The sequence below is a fragment of the Halovulum marinum genome, from assembly GCF_009697225.1.
Lineage (GTDB): Bacteria > Pseudomonadota > Alphaproteobacteria > Rhodobacterales > Rhodobacteraceae > Halovulum > Halovulum marinum.
This window is the reverse complement of record NZ_WIND01000008.1, coordinates 121,826-144,570: the sequence shown is the minus strand read 5'-3', so window position 1 is coordinate 144,570 and position 22,745 is coordinate 121,826. Positions and strand designations below refer to the sequence as shown.

24 protein-coding genes and 1 pseudogene are annotated in these 22,745 nt (G+C 67.8%); 5 read left to right on the top strand and 20 right to left on the bottom strand.

Features of this window, described 5'->3' with window-relative positions:
• Positions 1-4: 4 nt before the first annotated feature.
• The 8 genes and pseudogenes from GE300_RS12205 to GE300_RS12175 form a co-directional block, all read right to left on the bottom strand.
• Positions 5-883, bottom strand: coding sequence for a carbohydrate ABC transporter permease (locus GE300_RS12205; RefSeq protein ID WP_154446846.1), 879 nt, complete (start codon positions 881-883; stop codon positions 5-7).
• Complete coding sequence (locus tag GE300_RS12200; RefSeq protein WP_154446845.1) at positions 883-1,779, bottom strand: carbohydrate ABC transporter permease; 897 nt, start codon at positions 1,777-1,779, stop codon at positions 883-885. The genes GE300_RS12205 and GE300_RS12200 overlap by 1 nt, the downstream gene beginning before the upstream one ends.
• Before the next feature lie 74 nt (positions 1,780-1,853).
• Entirely contained in the window at positions 1,854-3,101 is a 1,248-nt protein-coding gene (locus tag GE300_RS12195; protein WP_154446844.1) for an ABC transporter substrate-binding protein, read from the bottom strand.
• A 15-nt stretch (positions 3,102-3,116) separates the two neighbouring features.
• Positions 3,117-3,320: a hypothetical protein gene (locus GE300_RS23870; protein WP_407647722.1), complete on the bottom strand. Its 204-nt coding sequence runs from the start codon at positions 3,318-3,320 to the stop codon at positions 3,117-3,119.
• A gap of 66 nt (positions 3,321-3,386) precedes the next feature.
• Positions 3,387-3,519, bottom strand: a pseudogene (locus GE300_RS23865) (aldehyde dehydrogenase family protein); the annotation flags it as partial.
• 242 nt (positions 3,520-3,761) lie between these two features.
• On the bottom strand, positions 3,762-4,529 hold the full coding sequence (locus tag GE300_RS12185; protein WP_325063213.1) for an enoyl-CoA hydratase/isomerase family protein: 768 nt from the start codon (positions 4,527-4,529) through the stop codon (positions 3,762-3,764).
• A complete protein-coding gene (locus GE300_RS12180; protein ID WP_154446843.1) occupies positions 4,526-6,097 on the bottom strand; it encodes an acyl CoA:acetate/3-ketoacid CoA transferase in 1,572 nt (523 codons plus the stop codon). Before GE300_RS12180 ends, GE300_RS12185 begins: the two co-directional genes overlap by 4 nt.
• Positions 6,094-7,098, bottom strand: coding sequence for a Gfo/Idh/MocA family protein (locus GE300_RS12175; protein ID WP_154446842.1), 1,005 nt, complete (start codon positions 7,096-7,098; stop codon positions 6,094-6,096). Before GE300_RS12175 ends, GE300_RS12180 begins: the two co-directional genes overlap by 4 nt.
• A 220-nt stretch (positions 7,099-7,318) precedes the next feature.
• On the opposite strand from GE300_RS12175, the gene GE300_RS12170 reads away from it, so the two are divergent.
• Positions 7,319-7,786 carry a TspO/MBR family protein gene (locus GE300_RS12170; protein ID WP_154446841.1) on the top strand — a complete coding sequence of 156 codons (468 nt, stop codon included), beginning with the start codon at positions 7,319-7,321 and terminating at the stop codon, positions 7,784-7,786.
• 105 nt (positions 7,787-7,891) lie between these two features.
• Here GE300_RS12170 and GE300_RS12165 read toward each other — a convergent pair whose 3' ends face one another.
• The 11 genes from GE300_RS12165 to GE300_RS12115 all read right to left on the bottom strand — a co-directional run bounded on the left by GE300_RS12165 (position 7,892) and on the right by GE300_RS12115 (position 17,652).
• Complete coding sequence (locus tag GE300_RS12165) at positions 7,892-10,084, bottom strand: amylo-alpha-1,6-glucosidase (RefSeq protein ID WP_154446840.1); 2,193 nt, start codon at positions 10,082-10,084, stop codon at positions 7,892-7,894.
• Positions 10,085-10,171: 87 nt separating this feature from the next.
• Entirely contained in the window at positions 10,172-11,281 is a 1,110-nt protein-coding gene (locus GE300_RS12160; protein WP_325063212.1) for a glycosyltransferase family 4 protein, read from the bottom strand.
• A 385-nt stretch (positions 11,282-11,666) separates the two neighbouring features.
• Positions 11,667-12,497, bottom strand: a complete 831-nt coding sequence (locus GE300_RS12155; protein ID WP_154446838.1) for a cytochrome c biogenesis CcdA family protein — start codon at positions 12,495-12,497, stop codon at positions 11,667-11,669.
• Entirely contained in the window at positions 12,494-12,835 is a 342-nt protein-coding gene (locus tag GE300_RS12150) for a patatin-like phospholipase family protein (protein ID WP_154446837.1), read from the bottom strand. Before GE300_RS12150 ends, GE300_RS12155 begins: the two co-directional genes overlap by 4 nt.
• Positions 12,810-13,076, bottom strand: coding sequence for a hypothetical protein (locus GE300_RS12145; RefSeq protein WP_154446836.1), 267 nt, complete (start codon positions 13,074-13,076; stop codon positions 12,810-12,812). The genes GE300_RS12150 and GE300_RS12145 overlap by 26 nt, the downstream gene beginning before the upstream one ends.
• A gap of 19 nt (positions 13,077-13,095) precedes the next feature.
• Complete coding sequence (locus GE300_RS12140) at positions 13,096-13,455, bottom strand: hypothetical protein (protein ID WP_154446835.1); 360 nt, start codon at positions 13,453-13,455, stop codon at positions 13,096-13,098.
• Between the two features lie 4 nt (positions 13,456-13,459).
• Positions 13,460-14,911, bottom strand: coding sequence for a mercury(II) reductase (gene merA / locus GE300_RS12135; protein ID WP_154446834.1), 1,452 nt, complete (start codon positions 14,909-14,911; stop codon positions 13,460-13,462).
• A 61-nt stretch (positions 14,912-14,972) separates the two neighbouring features.
• A complete protein-coding gene (locus tag GE300_RS12130; RefSeq protein WP_154446833.1) occupies positions 14,973-16,322 on the bottom strand; it encodes a dihydrolipoyl dehydrogenase family protein in 1,350 nt (449 codons plus the stop codon).
• A gap of 162 nt (positions 16,323-16,484) precedes the next feature.
• Positions 16,485-16,889 (bottom strand): mercury resistance system transport protein MerF, encoded by a 405-nt coding sequence (merF, locus tag GE300_RS12125; protein WP_154446832.1) that lies wholly within the window; start codon positions 16,887-16,889, stop codon positions 16,485-16,487.
• Between the two features lie 37 nt (positions 16,890-16,926).
• Positions 16,927-17,232 carry a heavy-metal-associated domain-containing protein gene (locus GE300_RS12120; protein ID WP_154446831.1) on the bottom strand — a complete coding sequence of 102 codons (306 nt, stop codon included), beginning with the start codon at positions 17,230-17,232 and terminating at the stop codon, positions 16,927-16,929.
• 12 nt (positions 17,233-17,244) lie between these two features.
• Positions 17,245-17,652, bottom strand: a complete 408-nt coding sequence (locus GE300_RS12115) for a mercuric transporter MerT family protein (protein WP_154446830.1) — start codon at positions 17,650-17,652, stop codon at positions 17,245-17,247.
• Positions 17,653-17,749: 97 nt separating this feature from the next.
• Here GE300_RS12115 and GE300_RS12110 point away from each other — a divergent pair, with 97 nt between their 5' ends.
• From GE300_RS12110 to tnpC, 4 genes are all read left to right on the top strand, one after another.
• Positions 17,750-18,151, top strand: coding sequence for a MerR family transcriptional regulator (locus GE300_RS12110; RefSeq protein ID WP_325063215.1), 402 nt, complete (start codon positions 17,750-17,752; stop codon positions 18,149-18,151).
• Between the two features lie 68 nt (positions 18,152-18,219).
• A complete protein-coding gene (gene tnpA, locus GE300_RS12105) occupies positions 18,220-18,624 on the top strand; it encodes an IS66-like element accessory protein TnpA (RefSeq protein WP_154446828.1) in 405 nt (134 codons plus the stop codon).
• Positions 18,621-18,971, top strand: coding sequence for an IS66 family insertion sequence element accessory protein TnpB (gene tnpB, locus GE300_RS12100; RefSeq protein WP_154446827.1), 351 nt, complete (start codon positions 18,621-18,623; stop codon positions 18,969-18,971). Before tnpA ends, tnpB begins: the two co-directional genes overlap by 4 nt.
• A 60-nt stretch (positions 18,972-19,031) precedes the next feature.
• A complete protein-coding gene (tnpC, locus tag GE300_RS12095; RefSeq protein WP_154446826.1) occupies positions 19,032-20,693 on the top strand; it encodes an IS66 family transposase in 1,662 nt (553 codons plus the stop codon).
• Between the two features lie 620 nt (positions 20,694-21,313).
• On the opposite strand, the gene GE300_RS12090 is transcribed toward tnpC, so the two are convergent.
• Positions 21,314-22,729: an MFS transporter gene (locus tag GE300_RS12090; RefSeq protein ID WP_154446825.1), complete on the bottom strand. Its 1,416-nt coding sequence runs from the start codon at positions 22,727-22,729 to the stop codon at positions 21,314-21,316.
• Positions 22,730-22,745 lie beyond the last annotated feature (16 nt).

The window sequence follows — 22,745 nt, the reverse complement described above, 5'->3', positions numbered from 1 at the left end:
CGGATTATCCTTTCACGGAGCCGGCCATCAGGCCGCGGACGAAGTAGCGTCCGGCCACGATGTAGACGAGCAGGGTGGGAAGCGCGGCGAGAATGGCGCCGGCGAAGTGCACGTTGTATTCCTTCACCCCGGTGGAGGACTGCACCAGGTTGTTGAGCGCCACGGTCATCGGCTGGCTCTGCCCGCCGAACGACGCGCCGAACAGGAAGTCGTTCCAGATGTTGGTGAACTGCCAGATCACCGACACCACCGCGATCGGCCCCGAGACCGGCAGCATGATCCGCCAGAAGATCTGGAAGAACCCGGCGCCGTCGATCATCGCCGCGCGCACCAGCTCGGTCGGGAACGCCGCATAGTAGTTGCGGAAGTACAGCGTGGTGAAGCCGATGCCGTAGACCACGTGCACCAGGACCAGTCCGGGGATCGAGCCCGCCAGCCCCAGCTTGCCGAGGACCATCGCCATCGGGATCAGCACGATCTGGAACGGGATGAAGCACGAGAACAGCAGCAGCCCGAACAGGATGCTGTCGCCCCTGAAACGCCACTTGGTCAGCACATAGCCGTTGAGTGCGCCCAGTACCGTCGAGATCGCGACCGCCGGCACCACCATCAGGATCGAGTTCAGGAAATACGGCCGCAGTCCCGTCGGCTCCACGCCGATCTGCGCCGAGGACCACGCCTTTGCCCAGGGCTCCAGCGTCCAGACCTTCGGCAGCGCCATCATGTTGCCCTCGGTGATCTCGCTGAGCGGCTTGAGCGAGTTCGCCAGCATCACGAACAGCGGCATCAGGTAGAACAGCGCGAACAGCAGCAGGAACACATAGATGAAGGTCCGGGTGACGCGGCCGGTGCGGACGGCGGTGTCTTGCGTCGCGACCGACATCACTTCTTCTCCCGCAGTTCGGCATAGAGATAGGGGGTCATGATCGCCGCGATCGACATCAGCATGATCACCGCGCTTGCGGCGCCGATGCCCATCGAGTTGCGGGTGAAGGTGTAGGAGTACATGAACGTCGCGGGCAGCTCGGTGGCGCGGCCCGGCCCGCCGCCGGTCAGCGCGACGATCAGGTCGTAGGACTTGATCGCCAGGTGCGCCAGGATCACGAAGGCCGACAGGAACGCCGGGCGCAGCAGCGGGATCACGATCCGCCGGTACAGGTTCCAGTTCGATGCGCCGTCGATCTGCGCCGCCTTCAGCATCTCGTTGTCGATGCCGCGCAGCCCGGCCAGGAACATCGCCATGACGAAGCCCGAGGTCTGCCAGACCGCGGCGATCACCACCGTGTAGATCGCCATGTCGCGATCCTTGATCCAGCGGAACTCGAAGCTTTCCCAGCCCCACAGGTGCATCGTGTTCTCGATGCCGATGCCGGGATCCATGATCCACTTCCAGGCCGTACCGGTGACGATGAAGCTGAGCGCCATCGGATAGAGGTAGATCGGCCGCAGCAGCCCCTCGCCGCGGATCTTCTGGTCGAGGAAGATCGCCAGCGACAGCCCGATCGCGGTGCAGATCACGATGTAGAGCGAGGCGAAGATCCCCAGATTGATCACCGCCGTCCACCACGCCCTCAGCCCCCAGAGCCTGACGTAATTCTCGATCCCCACCCAGTCGTAGCTGGGCAGCATCCGCGAGTCGGTGAAGCTGAGATAGATCGTGAAGACGATGAAGCCGTAGACGAACACGAACATCATGGCGATCGACGGTGACAGCACGATGCGCGGCAGCCAGTCCTGCAATCGCGTGCGAAAATCCGGTTGGGCGCGCGTCGTCGCCATTCCTTGTCCTCCTGCGGGCCGGGGTCTGGTGCGGGACGGGGCGGCGGACGATCGCCCGCCACCCCAGACGCAGGCTACATCGCGCCTTCGACGGCGTTGGCGAGTTCCTCCGCCGCCGTCTCGGCGTCGTACTCACCGTTGAAATGCGCCGTCACCACGTCGTAGATCGCGTTCTTCACGGCCGCGCGGTTGGCGTGGCCGTGGGCCATCGAGCCCATGAACGTGCCGTTCTCTGCTGCCGCGGCAAGCTCTTCCATCCCCTTCTGGCCGCAGGCGTCCAGTTCCGAGCCGTCGACGTCGGTGCGCGCCGGGACCGAGCCCTTGACCTTGTTGAAGGCGATCTGGAACTCGGGGCTCATGATGGCGGATGCCATCTGCGCCTGCGCTTCCGCCGCTTCCTCGTCGCCGACGCCGAACATCGCGAACTGGTCCGAGTTGAAGGTGACCGAGCCGGCCGTGCCCGGCACGCGGAAGCAGAGGAAGTCCTCGCCCGGCACCTTTCCGGCGTTCAGGAACTCGCCCTTGGCCCAGTCGCCCATGATCTGGAACGCGGCATCGTCGTTGATCACCATCGCCGAGGCCAGGTTCCAGTCGCGGCCCGAGAAGTTGTCGTCGACGAACGAGCGCAGCGTCTCCATCCGGCGGAACGCCTCGACCATGGTTTCGGACGACAGCGCGTCGTAGTCCATGTCGATGAACGCCTGCTTGTAGAATTCCGGCCCGCCGGCCGAGATCACCACGCCGTCGAACATGGTGGCGTCCTGCCAGGCCTGCCCGCCATGGGCGAGCGCGACCTTGCCGGCATCCTTGGCGGCCTGCATCGCGGCGACGAACTCCTCCCAGGTGGTCGGCTCGGCCAGGCCCAGCTCGTCCAGAATCGACTTGTTGGCCCAGACCCAGTTGGTCGAGTGCACGTTCACCGGCGCCGCGATCCAGTTGCCGTCGTACTTGGAAAACGCCTGCAGCGCCTCGGGCACGACCTCGTCCCAGCCTTCGGCCGCGGCGACCTCGTTCAGGTTGCCCAGCACGCCCTCGGCGGCCCAGTCCTGGATGTCGAAGCCCAGCATCTGGACCGCGGTCGGCGGATCGCCGGCGGTGACGCGCGCGCGCAGCGTGGTCATCGCCGCCTCGCCGCCGCCGCCGGCGACCGGCATGTCGATCCAGCCGATGCCCTGGCCCTGAAGCTTCTCCTTCAGCACGTTGAGCGCCGCGGCTTCGCCGCCGCTGGTCCACCAGTGCAGGACCTCCACATCGGCGGCCTTCACCAGCGTGGTGCTGGCCATGAGCGCGACGACCGCGCCGGTTGCTCCGAGTTTACGCATGAGGTTCCTCCCTTTTTATGCGTCTTTCCGACAGTGCCCTGACGATATCAGGGGTCTTTCACCCAAGGTGCGCGCTTGCGTCCGAGGCGCACCGCGACCGTTTTCACCTCGAGGAACTCTTCGAACCTCGCGGCGGCCGATCTCGCGTCCCGGCCCGGACCGCTTCATTCCGCCGCGCGCCACCTCGGGAAGGCCGTCCATCCAGGTATTGGTCCACACGGTACCGGCTTCCGCGCGGCGTGCGAAGGCCAGACAGGTGCGGACGTTCTCGCTCCGAGACCGCCTTGCCGACCGCGGTGAAGCCGGTGAAGGTGACCAGGGCGGCGGCCGGTTGCGTGGCCGGGCGGCTGCCCACCGGCTCGCCGAAGCCCAGCACGATGTTGCACGCGCCAGCAGGCAGCCCGGTCCCGGCCAGCATCGCCGCGGTCGATCCGCCAGGCGACGCCGGCGCCCGTCGTCAAATGCCGCGCGCGCGGCCAGCACGGCGGCGTCGGCCTCGGCCGCGCTTGCCCTGGCAGCGACGCTTGCCACCATGCCGTGCGACGGCGAAACGCGCTCGGGCACCGCGCCGTCGGCGCTGTCGATGTGGTGCCGCAGGCGCATCGGCTCGGCCGGGATCGGCGGGTCGGCGTCGGCCAGGACACTGACGTCGTGCATGTCTCAGGTTCCCGGAAAGTTCGGGGCGCGCTTCTCGCGGAATGCAGCGACACCCTCGTCGCGGTCCGCGCTGGCGGCACTGCCGGCGGCGCCCAGGGCCTCGATCATCGCCGCCGGGTCCTCGCCGGCGCCGGCGTGTATCATCGCCTTGGCGATCTCGACCGAGCGCGGCGACAGCACCGCCGCGGCCGCGGCGATCGCGAGCGCGGCCGCCAGCACATCGTCGGCGACCTCGGCCACGAAGCCCAGCGCCAGCGCCCGGTCGGCGGCGACGCGGCGGCCGAACAGCGCCATTTCCTTGAGCACCGGCTCCGGCAGCAGCCGCGCCAGGCGCTGCGTGCCGGACCAGCCGGGCACGATGCCGACCCGGGCCTCGGGCAGGGCCAGCGTCGCGCGCGGGGCGATCACCCGGATGTCGCAGGCCGCGGCCAGCTCCAGCCCGCCGCCCATGGCGTGACCGTTCAGCGCGGCGATAGTCGGTTTCGACAGCCGCGCCAGCGCGTCGAAGATCCGGTGGCCGTCGCGCACCCAGCGGCGCGAGAACTCCGCCGGGCTCAGATCGCCCCAGCCGTTGATATCGGCGCCGGTGCAGAACGCCCGCTCACCCTCGCCGGTCAGGATCACGCAGCGCACCGACGCCTCGCGGTCCAGCGCCGCCAGATGGCGTTCCAGATCGGCCAGCATCCCGACCGTGAAGGCGTTCATCTTCGCCGCGTTCTCCAGCCGCAGCAGTGCGATGCCGTCGGCGATGTCCAGCGAAACCCGGCTCACGGCTGCCACTCCATCGGGCCTTCCGTCAGCAGGCTCAGCGGCATCCGCGCGGCGTTTTCGTCGATGGTCACGCGGCCACCCGAGGCGGCGACGATGTCGCGCTCGGGGTCGATGCCGGGCATGATCTCGGTCGCCACCAGGCCGGTCTCGCCCAGCCGCATCACGCAGCGTTCGGTGATGTAGAGCACGTCCTGCCCCAGCTCCCGCGCGCGGCGGCCCGAGAAGGTGACGTGCTCGACCCTGTCCACCATCTTGGTGAACTTTCCCGGGCTGGCGATGCTCACGCCCTGTTCTGTCAGCTCAACCTGCGCCCCGGCCTCGAACCAGCCGGAAAATACGATCTTGCGCGCCTGGCTGGTGATGTCGACGAAACCGCCGCAACCTGCGGTCAGATAGGGCTTCTTCGACAGTTTCGAGACGTTGACATTGCCTTCGACGTCGACCTCCAGGAAGGACAGGAACGACATGTCGAACCCGGCGCCCTGGAAGAAGATGAACTGCTGCGGCGAGGGCACGAAGGCATCGGCGTTCGAGGCGCAGCCGAAGGCGAAATCGGTCAGCGGCATGCCGCCCACGGCGCCCTGCTCGATCGCCCAGGTGACGGCCTCGGGGTGGCCGGCCTCGAGCAGGATGCGCGGCACCATCGCCGAGATCCCGAAACCGAGGTTGGCGACCATGCCGCCCCTCAGTTCCTGAGCGGCCCGGCGCGCGATCACCTTCTCGATGCCGTGCTCCGGCGTGGCGAAACTCGACCATGGCCGCATCACCTGCCCCGAGATCGCCGGATCGTAGGGCGTCTCGCAGGTCTGCTTCTGGTCCGGATCGACGACCACCAGGTCCACCAGATGCCCCGGCACCCGCACATCATGCGGCCGCAGCGAGCCGCGCGCGGTCACCCGCGACACCTGCGCGATCACCAGGCCGCCGTGGTTGCGCACGCAGATCGCCTGTTCCAGCCCGCCCAGATAGGCGCCCTCGTGCTCGTAGGTCAGGTTGCCGAACTCGTCCGCGGTGGTCGCGCGCAGCACGCAGACGTCGGGAATGACGTTCGGGAAGTGCAGCCAGGTGTCGCCGTCGAACTCGACCCGCCGCACGATCGGCTCGGCGTCCGCGCTGGCGTTCATCGCGCAGCCCTCGCGGATCGGGTCGGCGAAGGTGTCGAAGCCGATCTTGGTCAGCACGCCGGGGCGGCGCGCGGCGGCCTCGCGGTGCATGTCGAACATGATCCCCGAGGGCACGTTGTAGGCCGCCACCCGGTCCTCGACGATCATCCGCCAGATCTCGGGCATCGGCAGGCTGGACGGCCCCGACGGGTAGGAACCGGCCAGCACCCGGCGCAGCAGCCCGTCCCTGGCGATGTGGTCCATGCCGCGGACGCCGTACATGTCGCCGGCCGCGATCGGGTGCAGCGTGGTCAGGTTGCGCGGATGACCCTCGGCGTCGAACCGCGCGCCGATCGCCTTCAGCACCAGGTCCGGGCAGCCCAGCGACGACGAGGACGAGACCGTCACCGTGGCGTCGTCGGGGATCCGGGCCGCGGCTTCCGCGGCGCTGGCGACCTTGCTCATGCCCCGGCTCCGTAGTCGACCGCCTGGCGCGTGCCGGTCCGTGCCGCCTCGCGCACCGCCAGCGCCACGGCCAGAGACTTCACCCCGTCCCGGCCGGTGGCGGCGGGCCGGCCCTCGCCCCGGACCGCGGCGTGGAACTCTGCAAGCCCCTGCGCATAGAGGTCGTGATCCGGGTAGGCGACCGCCTCGCGCCCGGCTGCCGTCACCAGTTCGATCTCGCCCACCGGGCGCTGCGTCATCACCCCCCGCGCGAAGATCGACCCCGCGGTGCCATGAACCTCGAGGCCGCTGCCGGCGAACGGATGGGTGAAGCTTTCGTGGCTCATCACCATCGCCCCCGACGGCATCGCCCAGACCGACATCGCGCTGTCCTCGACGCCGTCGCCCATGCCCGTGGACGCCATCTGCGCCACCACCGAAACCGGATCCTCGCCCAGCAGGAACCGGGCCACGTCGGCATCGTGCACGGTGATGTCGGGGATCACCCCGCCGCCCGCGCCCGCGTCGTTGATCCGCCAGCCGCGCAGGTTCTCGGGCAGGTGGACGGCATGGAACAGGCGCAGCGACAGGACGCGTCCGATCCGGCCTTCGGCGATCAGCGCGCGCATCGCGCGGTGGCTGCCGGAACACCGCAGATGGTGGTTGGTGGCGAAGACGACGCCGGCGGCGTCGGCGGCCGCCACCATCGCCTGCGCCTGTTCGAGGGTCAGCGCCAGCGGCTTCTCGCACAGGACGTGCCTGCCCGCCGCGATGGCCGCCATCGCCTGCTCGTGATGCTTTTCGTTGGTCGACGAGACATAGACCGCCGCGACCCGCGGATCGGACAGGGCCTGGTCCAGATCGGTGCCCGACTCGGCGATGCCGTGGTCGGCGGCATACTGCCTGGCCCGCGCCGCCGATCCCGAGACCAGCCTGACCACCTCGCCGTCCGCCTGCGCACGGATCGCCCCGATCACGTATTGCGATGCGATCGTGCTGGCGCCGATCAGTGCCCATCTCATGGAATCACACTCCGTACTAGAACGTTCCAGTTTCTACTGGAACGTTCCATTCCCTGTCAACGATCTTTGGCCAGAGCGACGGCGCGCCGGTCGCAACCCTTTCCGCGCGCCGAAGATCATCTAGGTGTTGCTTTCCCGATGCGGAACGGCCGGCGCGTGGCGGCCCGAGCCGCAGAGCTTAAACGGGACGACGAACCAAACGGGGCGGAATCTTACGGACATGCAGACAGGCACGCGACGCCTCGGCTCCCTCGCCGGTTTCTTGATCCTCGTGGTGGGCGGCGGCATCGCCATCGGCATCCTGACCGCACCGGGCGACTGGTACGCCGTGCTGCGCAAGCCATGGTTCAACCCGCCGGCCTGGGTGTTCGGCCCGGTCTGGACAGTGCTCTACGCGCTGATCGCGATCGCCGGATGGCGGACGTGGCGCAGAGCGCCCCGTAGCCCGGCAATGAGGGTCTGGATCGCGCAACTGCTGCTCAACTTCGCCTGGTCGCCGGTGTTCTTCGCCGCGCACCGGATCGACGCGGCGTTTGCCGTGATCGGCCTTCTGTTGATAGCGATCGGCGCGTTCATCGTCCTGGCGTGGCGTACCGACCGAACCTCGGCGGCGCTTTTCCTGCCCTACGCGTGCTGGGTGGCTTTCGCGTCCGCGCTGAACGGAGCGATCCTCTTTCTCAATCCGTGACGAAACAGCCCGGCAAAACCGCCCGCCGCCAGCGCAGCGGGTCAGCCGGGCGGTCCTGGACCGACAGCCTCGTCCGGCGATCGCCAGTCGCTTTGCGGATGATCCCTAATAGCTCAGCGCCACCGACACGTCGGCGGTCCGGCGCAGGACGTTGACCGAAACGCCGGCACCGTTGCGCACCAGCTGGATGTCGGCCTGCGCCTCGCCCAGGCCGAGCGATCGGATCGTCAGATCGTCGATGAAGGCCGGCAGCCGAGGCTGGCGGAAAAGGATCTCGCGGCGGTCGGAGTCGAAGCTGATGCCGAGCGTCGCCTGCAGCAGGCCGAACATCGTGGCGCTGGCCCAGGCCTGCGGCGCGCAGGACACCGGATACGCGGTGGGCCCGGTGCCGGGCTGCCGGCGAAAGCCGCAGAACAGTTCCGGCAGGCGGCGCAGCTCCATGTAGGTGGCGGCGTCGAACAGGCCCTGGAACAGCTGGTGCACCTGGTCCGCATGGCCGTAGCGCGACAGGCCCAGCGCCGCCAGCGCGTTGTCGTGCGGCCAGACCGACCCGTTGTGGTACGAGATCGGGTTGAACCGCGGCTGATCGCCGGCCACCGTGCGCAGACCCCAGCCCGAGAAGAAATCCGGGCTCAGCAGCCGCGCGGCGACGCGGGCGGCCCGGTCCGCGCTGGGCACGCCGCAGAACAGCAGGTGCGCGGCGTTGGACGCCAGCACCCGGCAAGGCCGCTTCGCGCCGTCCAGGGCCAGTGCGTAGAAGCCCAGGTCCTCCATCCAGAACCGCTCCTCGATGGTCCGGCGCAGCGTCTCGGCCTCGGCCAGCAGCCGTTCGGACAGCGCCTCCTTGTCCAGCGCCCGCGCCAGTTCGGCGGCGTGGCGCTTCGCGGCGAAGGCATAGCCCTGCACTTCGCACAGCGCGATCGGCAGCGTGGCCAGTTCGCCGCCCTCGTGGAATATCGAGTCGTGCGAATCCTTCCAGCCCTGGTTGAACAGACCCGCGGCTTCCTTGCGGGCGTACTCCAGCAGGCCGTCGCCGTCCGGATCGCCGTAGCGGTCGATCCAGCGCAGCGCCGCCTCGATGTGCGGCCAGAGCTGCCGGATCGTCGCCAGGTCGCGGGTCCGCTCGTAGTAGAGCCCGGCCAGCAGAACGAACAGTGGCGTGGAATCGACACTGCCATAGTAGCGGCCGAACGGGATCTCCTTCAGCCGCGCCATCTCGCCCAGCCGCATCTCGTGCAGGATCTTGCCCGGTTCGGCGTCGGCCTCCGGATCGGCGGCGGTGGCCTGCTCGGCCGCCAGAAAGGTCAGCACGCCGCGGGCGATCTCGGGGTCGAACCACAGCGTCTGGATCGCGGTGATGATGCCGTCGCGGCCGAAGGCGGTGCAGAACCAGGGCACGCCGGCATAGGGATACGGGCCGCGTTCGGTGTTCGTCAGCAGCATGTACAGATCGGCGCTGGATCTGCGCAGGACCTCGTTGAGAACCTCGTTCGAGGTTTCGACCGTGGCGGCGCGGCCGGTAGACGCCCGTCGGGCCCGGCGCGCGGCACGGAAGCACGAGGCGAAGCTGACGACGGCCCGGCGCGGCTCGCCGGTCTCGCAGGTGCAGGTGAGAAACAGCGCGCCGCGCTCGCGCGGGCCGAGGGTCAGGTCGTAGTGCGCGCCGTCGCGGGTCAGCGCGGACGGCGCCGGGTCGAACTCCAGCACCGTCGCCAGCTGCTGCCCGTCGAGCGCGGTGTAGCGGAAGGTCACGCGCCGGTCGTCGTCGGCACGGGCCTCGACCCGCCCGCGGCGCGGCCGGGGATGGCCGCGCACCTCGAACAGGTCGGCGAAGTCGCAGTCGTAGCGAAACGTCAGCCGGAAGCGGTGCGCGCGATCGTCGAAGTTCTGCAGCCGCAGCCGCTCGAAGCTGCGCCCGTCCCAGATGAACCTGGTGCGCAGGATGTGCAGCAGGTCCTTGTGCAACACCACCCGGTCGCCCGACAGGATGTCCGGATTGGTCAGGTCCACGGCGAGCAGCGCGTTGTCGTCGCCGACGGTGGAGCTGAGCATCAGCGGCCGCACCCCGTCGATCCACAGCTGGAGCGTCGAGACGAAGCGGGTGTCGTCATGATAGAGCCCCTCCGGACTGCCGCCGCCCTCGGTGATGTCGCCGTGCGGGTCGAACAGACCGAAGGTGTGGCCGTGCTTGAGCACGCGCAGGTGCCGCTCCGGCAGCGATGCGCTTGCGGTGATGCCATAGGTCTCGTCATCGGTGGCGATGCGCGCCTTCGCGTCGGGGAACGCTTCGATTTCCATGCCTGGACCTCCGGTGGGACAAACTAGGGCGGCGGCGCCCGCGTTGAAGCCGTGCGGCCGGCCGGCGGCGGCCGGCCCGGCCGGACATCAGGCCGGTTTTCTGGCCGCCGCGGCGGCGGCACCGGCGGGATTCGCCGCGGGCAGCATGGCCGGAACCGCGGCCGCCTCGGGCCGGTCGAGCAGCCGCTGATACAGCGCCAGATAGTCGCGCGCCATGCGCTCGGCGCCGAACCGCTCCCGCGCGACGGCGCGCACGGCCTCGGGCTGCAGCAGCTGCGCGCGACCGACCGCCTCGACGGCCTCGGCGACGTTCTCGACCATGAACCCGGTGACGCCGTGCGCGACGATCTCGGGCACCGAGCCGCGGCGCCAGGCGATCACCGGCGTGCCGCAGGTCATCGCCTCGATCATCACCAGCCCGAACGGCTCGGGCCAGTCGATCGGGAACAGCAGCGCCGTGGCACCGCCCAGGAAGTCGCTCTTCTCGTGCTCGCCGATCTCGCCGATGAACTCGACGAAACCCGGATCGAACAGCGGGCGGATGCAGGTCTCGAAATAGTCCCGGTCCACCCGGTCCACCTTGGCGGCGATCTTCAGCGGCAGTCCGGCGCGGCGCGCGATCTCGATCGCGCGGTCCGGGCGCTTTTCCGGGCTGATCCGGCCGAGAAAGGCGAGGTAGTCGCGCCGGCGGTGCGGCGCGAATCCCAGCAGATCGTGCGGCAGGCCGTGGTGCACCGTCGCCGCCCAGCGCGCCAGCGGCACGGGCCGGCGCTGATGGTCCGAGATCGAGACGATCGGATACTCGGTGAAGCTGGCGTAGATCGGCGCCAGATAGGGCAGATCCTGCCGGCCGTGCATCGTCGTCACCGACCGCCCGGCGAGGTCGCGGAACATCGGGAAGTGCAGGTAGTCGGTGTGGAAGTGCAGGACATCGAACATGTCCGCCCGCCGCCGCACCTGCTCCAGCATCAGGATGTGGTACGGCAGATGGTCCGGCGCATCGGGATCAAGCCGCAGCGCCTGCGCGCAACCGGGAAACAGCTCGGCCGAGGTCTCGGAATCGGCGCTGGCGAACAGCGACACCTGATGCCCCTGCCGGACCAGCTCCTCGGTCAGGTACGACACGACGCGCTCGGTGCCGCCATAGAACTTCGGCGGCACGCTCTCGGCCAGGGGCGCAATCTGGGCAATTCTCACGGCATGTCCTCCAAACCCGCTGCCTGCCATTCCCCGCCCGCCCGGCCGCCACCCGGCGGCCGACCACGGCCCTTCCCGGATGACCGGGACGCGGGGTCCGGGCAGTCCGTTCTCGCATTGTCTTGAAGTCTGGCAGTGAATTAAGCTGGCGCCGAGACAGGTCAAGTACGCATCCGCGGGGTCGTACCATCTGATCCGCCTGCCGTCGCTCGGCCAATCTTGCAGCCCCGCACCACCGCCCGCCGTTGCGGCGGAAACAGCCGGACCCGTGGGTGTCGTGCGCAAGTCTGACGCGATCTACGGCAAGGAGCCATTCCCGACCTTGACCGATCGTCCAGCCTGGCTCGGGCAACGCTTGTCGGGAAACGGACAGGCAAGCGGATGCCTATTTGCGGTCGGCCTTGCGGACCTGCGCAATCCACACGACCAGGGCGAGCGCGACGAGCCCTGACAGCAATAACGTCAAACCGGTGCCGGAGGACAACAACATGCTGACGCTCGACGAATACCCTCCGACCGCATAGGCGATTTCGTCCGCCCACGACGCGTTGTCGAGGAAAATCCTTCCCCAGTAGAGCGCGATATAAAGACCGGCCAGAAGTGTCAGTGCACCGGCAATGCGTCGCAAGAGCCCGGCGCGACCTTGCACAAGCGTCAACAACCCCGACCCGACAAGCGTTCCGCCCACGGCAACCAGGGTCAAAACGGTCGTCGCCCCGGCCAGGTAGGCCAGAAATCCGGCCAGGGATATCTCGCTCTCCAGAAGCAGCGACAGACCGGCAACGGACATGAACACCGGCAGCGTGCAGGAGATGGACGCAAGCCCGTAGGAAAGGCCGAAACCGAACGCACCATAGCGCTTGCTGATCCGGCGACAGGTTTCAACGACCGGAACTCCCGGAAGTCGGACCGAAGCGACCCAGCTGATGCCGATCAGCGCCAATGCCAAGCCCAGCGTCACACCGATCCAGGGCAGCGCCGGCCCGAGCCACTCGGATCCGGCCGCCAGGAGGACCCCGGCAACCACGAATATCGACACGAACCCCAGGGACACCAGCCCGCCCGAACCCATCGCCCGGATCAGGCGTTCGGCCGCGGGGCGGCCCTGGTGTGCCGCCATTTCACGGGCGAACCATGCAGGCAGAAGGGCAAAGCCGCAGGGGTTGACCGTCGCAACCGCGCCGGCGGCAAATCCATAGAGGACGAGGGAACTCATGACGCTGCCTTACCGATTTGGGCATGCAGGAAAGGGCGAAAGATCGCCGCGCCGAGTTGCACCCCCTGGGCCAGCGACAGGTCGAGCCCGCGCGCGGCGGCCGGGATCCTTTCCAGGCGCCCGTCGGCGGACATGCCACCTGCCAGGAACGCGCCGTTCACCGCGCCGATCGAGGTTCCGAGGATCTGGTCATATCGAACGCCAAGATCCGAGAGGGCGCGGACGAAACCGACTCCCAGCGCCCCGTGGCCGCCGCCACACAGAACAAGCGCCGTGTCGCCGCGGGCCGAACAGGCCCGGCTGGCGCGACGGTCAGGAAATGTCCTGGTGGTGTTCATGCAGACCCCCGCCGGCGTTCCGCGGCTGCGAACCGGCTGCTTCCACACGCGCCCGCCGCAACAGCCAGACAGCTGCCAGAACCAGAAGCAGCACGCCAACAGCCTTGACCGCCGGCTGATCCACCAGCGACAGGACCCCCCCAAGCGATATTGCGCCGAAGGCCAGTAGCAGCCCGACGCAACAGGCCAGCTTGACCGCGATCAGCGCTGCCAGTGGTCCGTTTCCAGAAAAATCCTTCATTGCCGCTCCTTTCGGCTGCTCACCGATATCTTTCCTTGCGTTCCGTGACGGCGGTGATGACCCACGCGCCAAGTCCGATTGCCGCGGCAAGCCATTTCCACCCCTGGCTGCCCAGGTCCACATGGCCGTACCCAAAGGCCAGCACGACAATCGCCATCGCCAGGAAGAACGGCCCGGTCCAGAAACAATGCCGCCGTCCGCACCGGCGCGCGTTCCACAGGCAGGCCGTTCCCATCCAGATCAGCGCGCCGGTCCAGGTCCACGTCTTGACCGGATGTGGAACGCCGATCACCAGAACCATCGCCACAATGGGCAGGCCCCAGGCGATCAGCGCCCCGGGAAGCGTCGAGAGAAAATCGGTTTTCCCGCCCGGTCCCATGGCGCTAACCGGCGCAGCAACTGAGTTTCGCCACGTCCTTGTCGAAGGTTTGCGCCGCCAGTTTCAGCCCCTCGACCGTGGTCAGGTAGGGAAAGATCGTCTCGCCCAGCGCCGTTGTCGTCATTCCGAATTTCAGTGCCATGGCCAGGGTCTGGATCGTGTCCGAGCCCTCGGGCGCGGCGATCTGGCCGCCCAGCAGGCGGTCGGTTTTCGCATCCGCGACCAGCTTGATCACGCCGCGGGTATCGCGCGCGGCGGCGGCGCGCGGCACGTTGTCCAGTGTCAGCACGCTGGTCTTGACCTCGTGCCCGGCCGCCGTTGCCTCGGCCTCGGAAAGGCCGACGCCGGCCACCTGCGGGTCGGTGAACACCACCCAGGGCATCGCGGCGTTGTCATAGCGCATCGGCTCGAGCCCCAGCGCGTTGTTGACCGCCACCTTGGCACCATAGGCCGCCATGTAGACGAACTGGTCGCGGTCGGTGACATCGCCCGCGGCCCAGACGCCGGGCCGGGTGGTGGCCATGTCGGGACCGACCTTGATGGCACCGCGCGCATCGGTCTCGATGCCAAGTTCGCTCAGCCCGAGGCTCTCGGTGTTGGCCACGCGGCCGGTGGTCGCCACCAGCCGCTCTGCCGTCAGGGTCCGGGTCTTGCCGCCCCGCTCGACCACCAGGGCAACGCCGCCGTCGCGCTGCGCCACCGAAACGTAGGCCAGGCCCGTCTCGACCGCGATGCCCTCGGCCTTCAGCGCCTGCGCCAGCGCCTCGGCCGCTTCGGGCTCGGCGCCGGGCAGAAGCCGCGAGCGGGTCACCAGCGTGACCTTCACCCCCAGCCTCGATGCCATCTGCGCCAGTTCGCAGCCGATATAGCCGCCGCCCAGCACCATGATGCTCTCGGGGCGGGTGGGCAGGGAAAGAAGGCCCCAGGAATCCAGCGTGTCCACGGTGTCGATGCCTTCGATACCGGGCAGGTGCGGGCGCGAGCCGGTGGCGATCAGGATGCGCGGGGCGGTGATGACCCGACCGCCGACCGCGACGCCGCCCTCGACCAGCCGCGCCGGGCCTTCCTCGACATAGGTGACGTTGCCGTAGGCGGGCAGCAGGTCGATGTATTTCTTCTGCCGCATCTCGCCGACCAGATCGGCGGTGCCCTTCACGACCGCCGACCAGTCCACGCCGTGCGTGCAGGGCTCGATGCCCGGAAACCGGGCGGCGGACGCGCCGCCATGGGCGGCTTCGGCGGCGCGGATCATCGCCTTCGACGGCACGCAGCCGACATTCACGCAGGTCCCGCCGATGGTGCCGTGGCCGACCATCGCCACCCGCTTGCCGGCCCCGGCCGCGGTGATCGAGGCCGAGAACCCGGCCGAGCCGGCGCCGACGACGATCAGGTCATAGCTGTCGCTGCCGACCTCCGCCGGAGAGCAGCAATCATGTTCCCTGACGCTCTGGTCCATGTCCATTTCCTTTGCTTTTGCGGTGCCCGAAACCGCCGAGGCGGCACCGGGCCGAATTGCATCACACCATCGACCCGATGTCCGAGGCGTAGCTGGGATAGGCGAAGATCATCGCCTTGATCTGGTTGGCGGTCTGCCCGGCGCCCATGGCCATGGCGAACAGGTTGATCTGTTCCTCGGCCCCCGGCCCGATCAGGTGCGCGCCGAGAATCCTGCCGCTGCCCTGCTCGACCAGCACCTTGTAGCCGGTGTGTTTCGCGCCGACGCGCAGCGACGAATACCAGCCGTCTGTCTTGGCGAAATGGGTGTCGAACTGCAGGTCCTGCTCACTGGCCGCGGCTTCCGACAAGCCCACGGTGGCGACCATCGGCAGGGTGAACACCACCGACGGGACCGGCGGGTATTTCACCGTGCGCTCGTCCTTTCCGGCCAGCAGGTTCTTGCCCGCGACCCGCCCCTCGAAGGCCGAAACAGGGGTCAGGTTGGGGCCGCTGTCGGCACAGTCGCCGGCGGCGAAGATCGCCGGGTTGGTGGTGCGCATCGAGGCGTTCACCTTGATGCCGCGGCGCGAGTGTTCGACGCCGGCGGCCTTAAGGTTCAGCCCGTCGATATCGGGCACCCGGCCGGTACCGTGCACCACCAGGTCGCAGATGACGGTTTCGGTGCCCGAGGGCCGTTCAACCGTGACGACGAATTCCTCGCCCTTCTTCTCGATCTTCGCGACCTTCGCCTTGGTGCGCAGGTCGATGCCCAGTTCTTCCGTCGCGTCGACCAGCATCCCGACCAGGTCGGGATCGAAGTTGCCCAGGGGCCGGTCCATCATCTCCAGCACGGTCACTTCGCTGGCCCCGGCGCGCCTGGCGACATGCGCGAATTCCATGGCGATGAAGCCGCCGCCGACAAAGGCGATGCGGTCGGGCCGCTCGGGCAGGTCGAGGAACTCGGTGCTGGTGGTCAGATGCTCTTCGCCGGGGATGTTCAGCGTCATCGGCCGCGCGCCGGTGGCGATGTGGAAATGCTTCGCGGTCAGGGTCTCGCCGTTCAGCTCGATGCTGTCCGCGCCGGTGAATCGCGCCGCGCCGTGCAGCACGTCGATGCCGGCCTTTTCCAGCCCGCCCTCGATGCGCGGCGGCATGTTGTCGGTGAAGGTGCGCTTGAAGGCAATCATGTCGGGCCAGTCGACAGAGGTCTTTGCCTCAAGCCCCTTGCCCTTCATGTTCTCGGCCCATTCCACGCCCTCGGTGGCGGCGATCAGCATCTTCTTGGGATCGCAGCCGCGCAGGGCGCAGGTGCCGCCAAAGGGCAGGCTGTCGATGCTGGCCACCTTCCAGCCGGCATTCGCCGCCATCCGGGCCACGCCATTGCCGCCGGTGCCGCCGCCGATCACGATCAGGTCGTAGGTCTTGGTCATGTCTGTTTCCTTGCAAATCTTCGTCTTGCGCTTTGTCCGCCACGTTCCAGCCTGCGGGCGTTTCGCGACTACGCAGAAAATTGCGGCCATCGCGATCGGCAGAGCGCAGGTCCTGTTCCTTTGTCCCTTGCGCCGAGAGTGCCGGCACGATCGAAGCGGCGTTTATCGCGGCTCGCCGTCGATCGGTTCCGCCGCTGCCCCGCCCGACCTGCCGAGCCAGAGCGCATAACCCGCCACCGCCAGCGCCGCGACGACCGAGATCCGCAGGGCAAAGCGGAACTCCAGCCAGAAGAGCAGCCCGGAAAACGCCACCGCCAGACCGATGACAAGCGCTTTCGGGCTGCGCCCGGGTTGACCGGCGCGCAGCCACAGCGCGTACGCAATCACGCCGAGCGAGGCGAAAAGCATCGGAAAGAGCGCATAGTCGAGCCAGCCGACAAAGGCCGAAAGCCCCACGCCGGCGACAATGACCACCAGGAGCGGCGTGAAACAGCAGATCGCCGCGATGACGCTGCCGACGAGGCCACGCCGCAAGAGGGTCGTGTGTTCTTCGTCCGCGGCTTTCATGCGGCCTCCGGTTCCGGGTGTGGGGCTGCGCACATCATCAGGAATCGCCGGGCCGAACGACTTCCGCCGGATAGCCGGTCGCGCGGATTGCTTCGACGATCGTGTCGGGATCGGCGGCCTCGTCGTCATAGGCGACGGTGAAGGTGCCGGTGCCGAATTCCTCGCCCTCGGCGAATTCGATGATTTCAACCGAAGGAACGTCACGCATGGCCGCCGCCACCGTGTAGGAGCAGGTCGGACAGGTCAGTTCCCCCACGCCGACCTCGATGCGCTGTTCCGCGGCAGTCGCGGGAATTGCCGCGAGCGCGCCCACGGCCGCCAGTGCGAGATACAGTTTCTTCATGGCTCAGACCTTTCAGTAGGACAGGATGTAAGGCGTTGCGTAGGGAAAGATCATCGCGACGGCGACGATCACGGTGGCGATCCAGAGGACGGATCGCATCAGTGTCCGGTTCACCGGCCGCGCGCAGGCTCCGTCGGCGCAGGCCTCGGCCGGTATCGGCCGATAGGCCTTGTAAAAGCCGTAGCCGATGAACGCGGCACTCAGCGCGAAGGTGATCCACTTGTACTGGTAGAGAACGCCCAGCTGGGCGATGAACACGCCGGTGACGCCGAAACTCACCAATACCAGCGGCAGGATGCAGCACGATGTCATGGCCAGCGCGCCGAACGCGCCCAGCCCGGTCGTTGCCCATGCTTTCCGGTCGGCACCCGGAGTATCGTCGAGGGCCGTTTCCCGGCTCGCGGATGTGGTTTCAGTCATGTCTCGAATCGTCCTTGCCTGATTGACGATCTCAATCTAGGGTCTGTATCCCATACAGACTCAAGGGGGCGCCAACGTGAAAAAGCATCACAGATCTGTGAATGCCCTGCGCCGTTCAGACCTGGCCGGATTGACCGGATGCAACCTCGAGACCATCCGCTATTACGAGACCATTGGCGTCATGCCTGACCCACCCCGCACAGCCAGGAACTACCGCGCCTATGACCAAAGCCACGTCCGACGCCTGCGCTTCATAATGCGGGCGCGGGAACTGGGGTTCACGCTCGAAGAAATCCGCGATCTGCTCGCGCTGGTCGACGGCGGAGCACAGACCTGCGGAGAGGTGCAGGTCCTCGCCGACGCGCATCTTGCCTCGGTCCGCGCAAAGATCGCCGATCTCAAGCGCATTGAGCACGTTCTGGCATCAACGGTGGCGCAATGTACCGGCGACGACGTACCGGAATGCCCTGTGATCGATGCGCTGTCAGAGGAAGCATGAAGACCGTCAGTATGCCTCCGGCGAGAGCCGTCTGACGGATTTCCGAAGGCGGTGGTAGGTCCGGCTTTATGGCCGACCTTACGTTCAGACCCGAGATTGAAGTCCTTTCCGCGGCGGATAGCATGCGGCGCCGGCACTGGAGCGATGCGGACAAGCTGCGGATCGTGGAGGAGAGTTTCGTCGGGCATCGTCAGGCAAGCGCCACGGCGCGGCGGCACGGGATTTCCCGGTCTCTTCTGACGGTCTGGCGGCGGCAATACCGGAACGGTGAACTTGGAGAACCGCGTCCGCCGGCGTTCATCCCGCTTGCGCTGTCAGCCGAGGCCGGGCCTGCGGCTTCCAAGGTGCCTCTGTCATCGAACGCGGACGCAAGGGTCGAGATCGTGCTGACGAACGGGCGCCGCGTTGTCGTGCCAGCCAATGTCGATCCGGAGGCGCTGGCTCGGCTGCTGCCGATCGTGGATCGCGGATGATCGCGTTTCCGGCGGGCGTGAAGGTCTGGATTGCGGGCGGTGTGACGGACATGCGGCGCGGCATGAACACCCTGGCGCTGACGGTGCAGCAGGGTCTCGGGCGCGATCCGCATGCGGGGGAGATCTTCTGCTTTCGCAGGCGCAAAGGCGACCTGGTCAAACTGCTCTGGCACGACGGGGTCGGCATGTCGCTCTATACAAGGCGCCTCGAGGCCGGGAAGTTCATCTGGCCGGCGAGCGGAAGTGGCGAGGCGGTGCAGATCTCCGCGGCCCAGTTGGGCTACCTTCTGGAAGGCATCGACTGGCGCAACCCGCGCTGGACCCAACGCCCTGCAAAAGCGGGATAAATCGGTCTGATCGGTCCTGTTTGCATGGGCTTTCCGATGTCGGTGTGATAGGTCTCCGCCATGTCAGAGACCGCCTCCGAGATCGCCGGATTGCGTGCCGCGCTCGCGGCCTCGGAGGCCCGTGCCGAGGCCGCCGAGAGCGAGTTGGCGCAGGCCCGCGCGGTGGTCTCGACCTCGGAAGCGATGATCAAGCACCTCCGGCTCGAGATCGCCAAGCTCCGGCGCGAACAATACGGACGCAGCTCTGAACGCCGCGCGCGCCTGATCGATCAGATGGAACTGCAACTCGAGGAACTCGAGGCCGCCGCCACCGAGGACGAACTCGTCGCCGAGATGGTGGCAAGGACCACGCCCGTCGCGGGGGTCCAGCGTCGCCGCCCGGCCCGCAAGCCTTTCCCGGAGCATCTCCCGAGAGAACGGGTGGTGATCGAGGCGCCGACGACTTGCACCTGCTGTGGCTCCGACCGCATCGTGAAGATGGGCGAGGACGGCGAGCCATTGTGCGCCATTGGTTCGAGAACAATGGCGAGCGATACGCTGGAGGTCATTCCGCGGCAGTGGAAGGTGGTCCAGACGGTGCGCGAGAAGTCCCCCTGCCGCCACTGCGAGAAGATCTCGCAGGCTCCGGCACCGTTCCACCCCACTCCACGCGGCTGGGCCGGGCCGAACCTTTTGGCGACGATCCTCCTCGAGAAGTTTGGCCGGCATCAGCCCCTGAACCGGCAGGCCGAGCGTTATGCGCGGGAAGGCGTCGAACTCAGCCTGTCCACCCTGGCCGACCAGGTCGGCGCCTGTGCCGCCGCGCTCGCGCCTGTTCATGCGCTGATCCGCGAACATGTCCTGAAAGCCGAACGGCTGCATGGGGACGACACGACGGTGCCGCTGCTGGCGAAAGGCGGGACCAAGACGGCTCGTCCGTGGACCTGTGTCCGTGACGATCGCCCGTTCGCGGGTGGCGCGCCGCCGGCGGCGCTGTTCCACTTCTCGCGCGATCGCGAAATGGCCCACCCCAACCGGCATCTCGCGGGCTGGCAAGGGGTTCTCCAGGCCGATGCCTATGGCGGCTACAACGACCTCTACCGCGACGACCGTGATCCCGGCCCGGTGGAGAGCGCGCTCTGCTGGAGCCATGCCCGGCGCAAGTTCTTCGAACTGGCCGACATCAAGGGAAATGTCCGGAAGCGCAAGCCCGCCCATGACATCTCGCCCGTGGCACTCGAAGCGGTGACGCGGATCGATGCCCTCTTCGACGTCGAACGTCAGATCAACGGTCTGGATGCCACATCACGGCTCGCGGCCCGGCAACGACTGTCCCGTCCGCTGGTCAAAGAGTTGCACGACTGGATGCGCGCCGAGCGCGACACGATGTCGAAGCACAACCCCGTCGCAAAGGCGATCGCTTACGTGTTCAAGGCGGACCGCTGGGAGGCCTTCACGCGCTTCCTCGAGAATGGTCGTGTCTGCATCACGAACAATGCCGCCGAACGGGCGCTCCGCGGCGTGGCCCTCGGCCGGAAGTCATGGCTCTTCGCAGGCTCCGAGCGGGGCGGCGACCGAGCCGCCTTCATGTATTCCCTGATCGTAACGGCCAAGATGAACGACATCGATCCGCAGGCCTGGCTGGCCGATGTCCTCGCCCGGCTGCCCGACATGACAGCCTCGCAGGTGCCGACACTGCTACCGTGGAACTGGAAGCCCTCGGAAGTCCGCCAAGCCGCCTGACCGCGGCCTACGCCGGATGCTTACGACCGTCACTTGAGCATGTCTGCTCCTGTCGGCCAAGGCGCGTCAGCCGGTCGTAGCCGGTATGGCCGCCCAACTGTCGTTGAGTGGCACCAATTCGTGTCCTTTCAGAAGCGGACTGCGCAACTTCTTGGCCATATCCAGTGAAATGACCACGCGAAGCCCGTCGGGCCGACGGCGCGCAACGAGCTGGCGGACCTCCTCGAACACCGCCGGCGTCATCAGACCGCGAGCGACCCAGACCCGACACGGGCCCTGCGCCCCAGCAGCCGCGCCGTCCCGGTGTCCAGCACCGTACCGTCGAGGTACGGCACGGGCCCGTCACCAGGCGAGCAGTCGGGCCGGCTGACCACCCGCCGAGCTGCGGCCGCCATGTCCAGCACATAGACCCGGCGGCGCGCTCGTTCTGCCAGGCCGCGTTGCCGATTTGCCTATGTTCCCCCGTGATCGGGTGCGCGATGCATTTTCGCGTTCAGCCCTGACGCCCGCGTATGGAGTTCCTGGCGCGGGAACTCGCTGACGACGATGAGCAGGCAACAAGCCTTGTCCTGAACCCGGCCGGGGATCTCCGCCCCCGGACAGGGGCGGAGACCCGTTCTCTAGCCGATCGCAACCTCGGTTGCCGTGCCGCCGCTCCTGACGAACATGAGGGCGAGAAGGCTCGCGAGCACGCCGACCAGGGCGGCGCCGAGGAAGGCGGCCTGGTAGCCGAGCAGCGTCGCGACGGTTTCGGGCGAGGTTGCCGTGACCTGTGCGGCGGCGACCGAGACCATGATGGCAAGGCCCAGCGCCGAGCCGACCTGATAGGTCGTGTTGATCAGGCCCGAGGCAAGGCCGGTGTCTTCGGGCGCCGCGCCCGCCATGCCGGTCATGGTGATCGGGATGTAGGCCAGCGACATGCCGAGGGCCGCGAGCAGCGAAGCCGGCAATACCGAGGCCAGATAGGTGCCGTCGGCCGGGATCGAGGCCAGCAGCCCGAGGGCGGCGGAAAGCGCCAGCAGCCCCGTCACCATCACCCGCTTCACGCCGTAGCGGCCGATCAGCGGGCCGGTGAACCGGACCATGAACACCATGATGACCAGCGTCATCGGCAACAGTGCCAGGCCCGACCCGAAGGCCGACAGCTGCAGCACCGACTGCAGGTAGAGGTTCAGGAAGAACCACAGCGGGATCCACGCCGCGCCGAGCAGCGACATCACCAGGTTGCCGATGGCAAGGCCGGGCGCCCGGAACAGCCGCAGCGGCAGCAAGGACGTGCGCGACGACGCCTGCATCGCCAGGAACACTGCCAGGAGAACGAGGGCACCCGACAGCAGGCCCAGGGTCTGCATCGACTGCCAGCCGACCTGTTCCGCGGTGACGATGGCGTAGACCGCCGCGACGATGGCGCCGGTGACGAGGGCGGAATCGATGATGCCGACCTTGCCGTGGATGCAGGGATGCGGCCGCAGCACCGCCGGTCCGATCGCAAGGACGGCGAGCCCCAGCGGCACGTTCACCAGGAAGGTCCAGGACCAGCTGAGCCATTCGGTGATGACGCCGCCGAGGAACACGCCGGCTGTGCCGCCCGCCGCGGCGGCCGCACCCCAGAAGCCGAAGGCGCGGCCAAGCTCGGCCGGGTTCGCGCCGAAGAGGCGCATCAGGATCGACAGGGCGGCGGGCGCGATCAGCGCGGCGCCGACCCCCTGCAGGGCGCGCCCGGCGAGCAGCACGGCCTGGCTGTCGGCGAGACCGGCGACCAGCGAGGCCGCGGCGAGGATGCCGAAGCCGGTCAGGAAGATGCGGCGGGCACCGAACACGTCCGCCAGCTTGCCGCCGAGCAGCAGCAGACCGCCGAAGGCGATCACGTAGGCGTTGAAGATCCAGCTGAGCCCGTCGTCGGTGAAGCCGAGGTCTGCCTGGATCGCGGGAAGGGCAACACCGATGATCGAGGTGTCGAGGATCACGATGAACTGTGCTGCGCAAAGAAGCGCCAGCGCCTTCCACCGCTTGGTATCGGGATCGTGGAGTGACATTGTTGGAAGTCCTTCG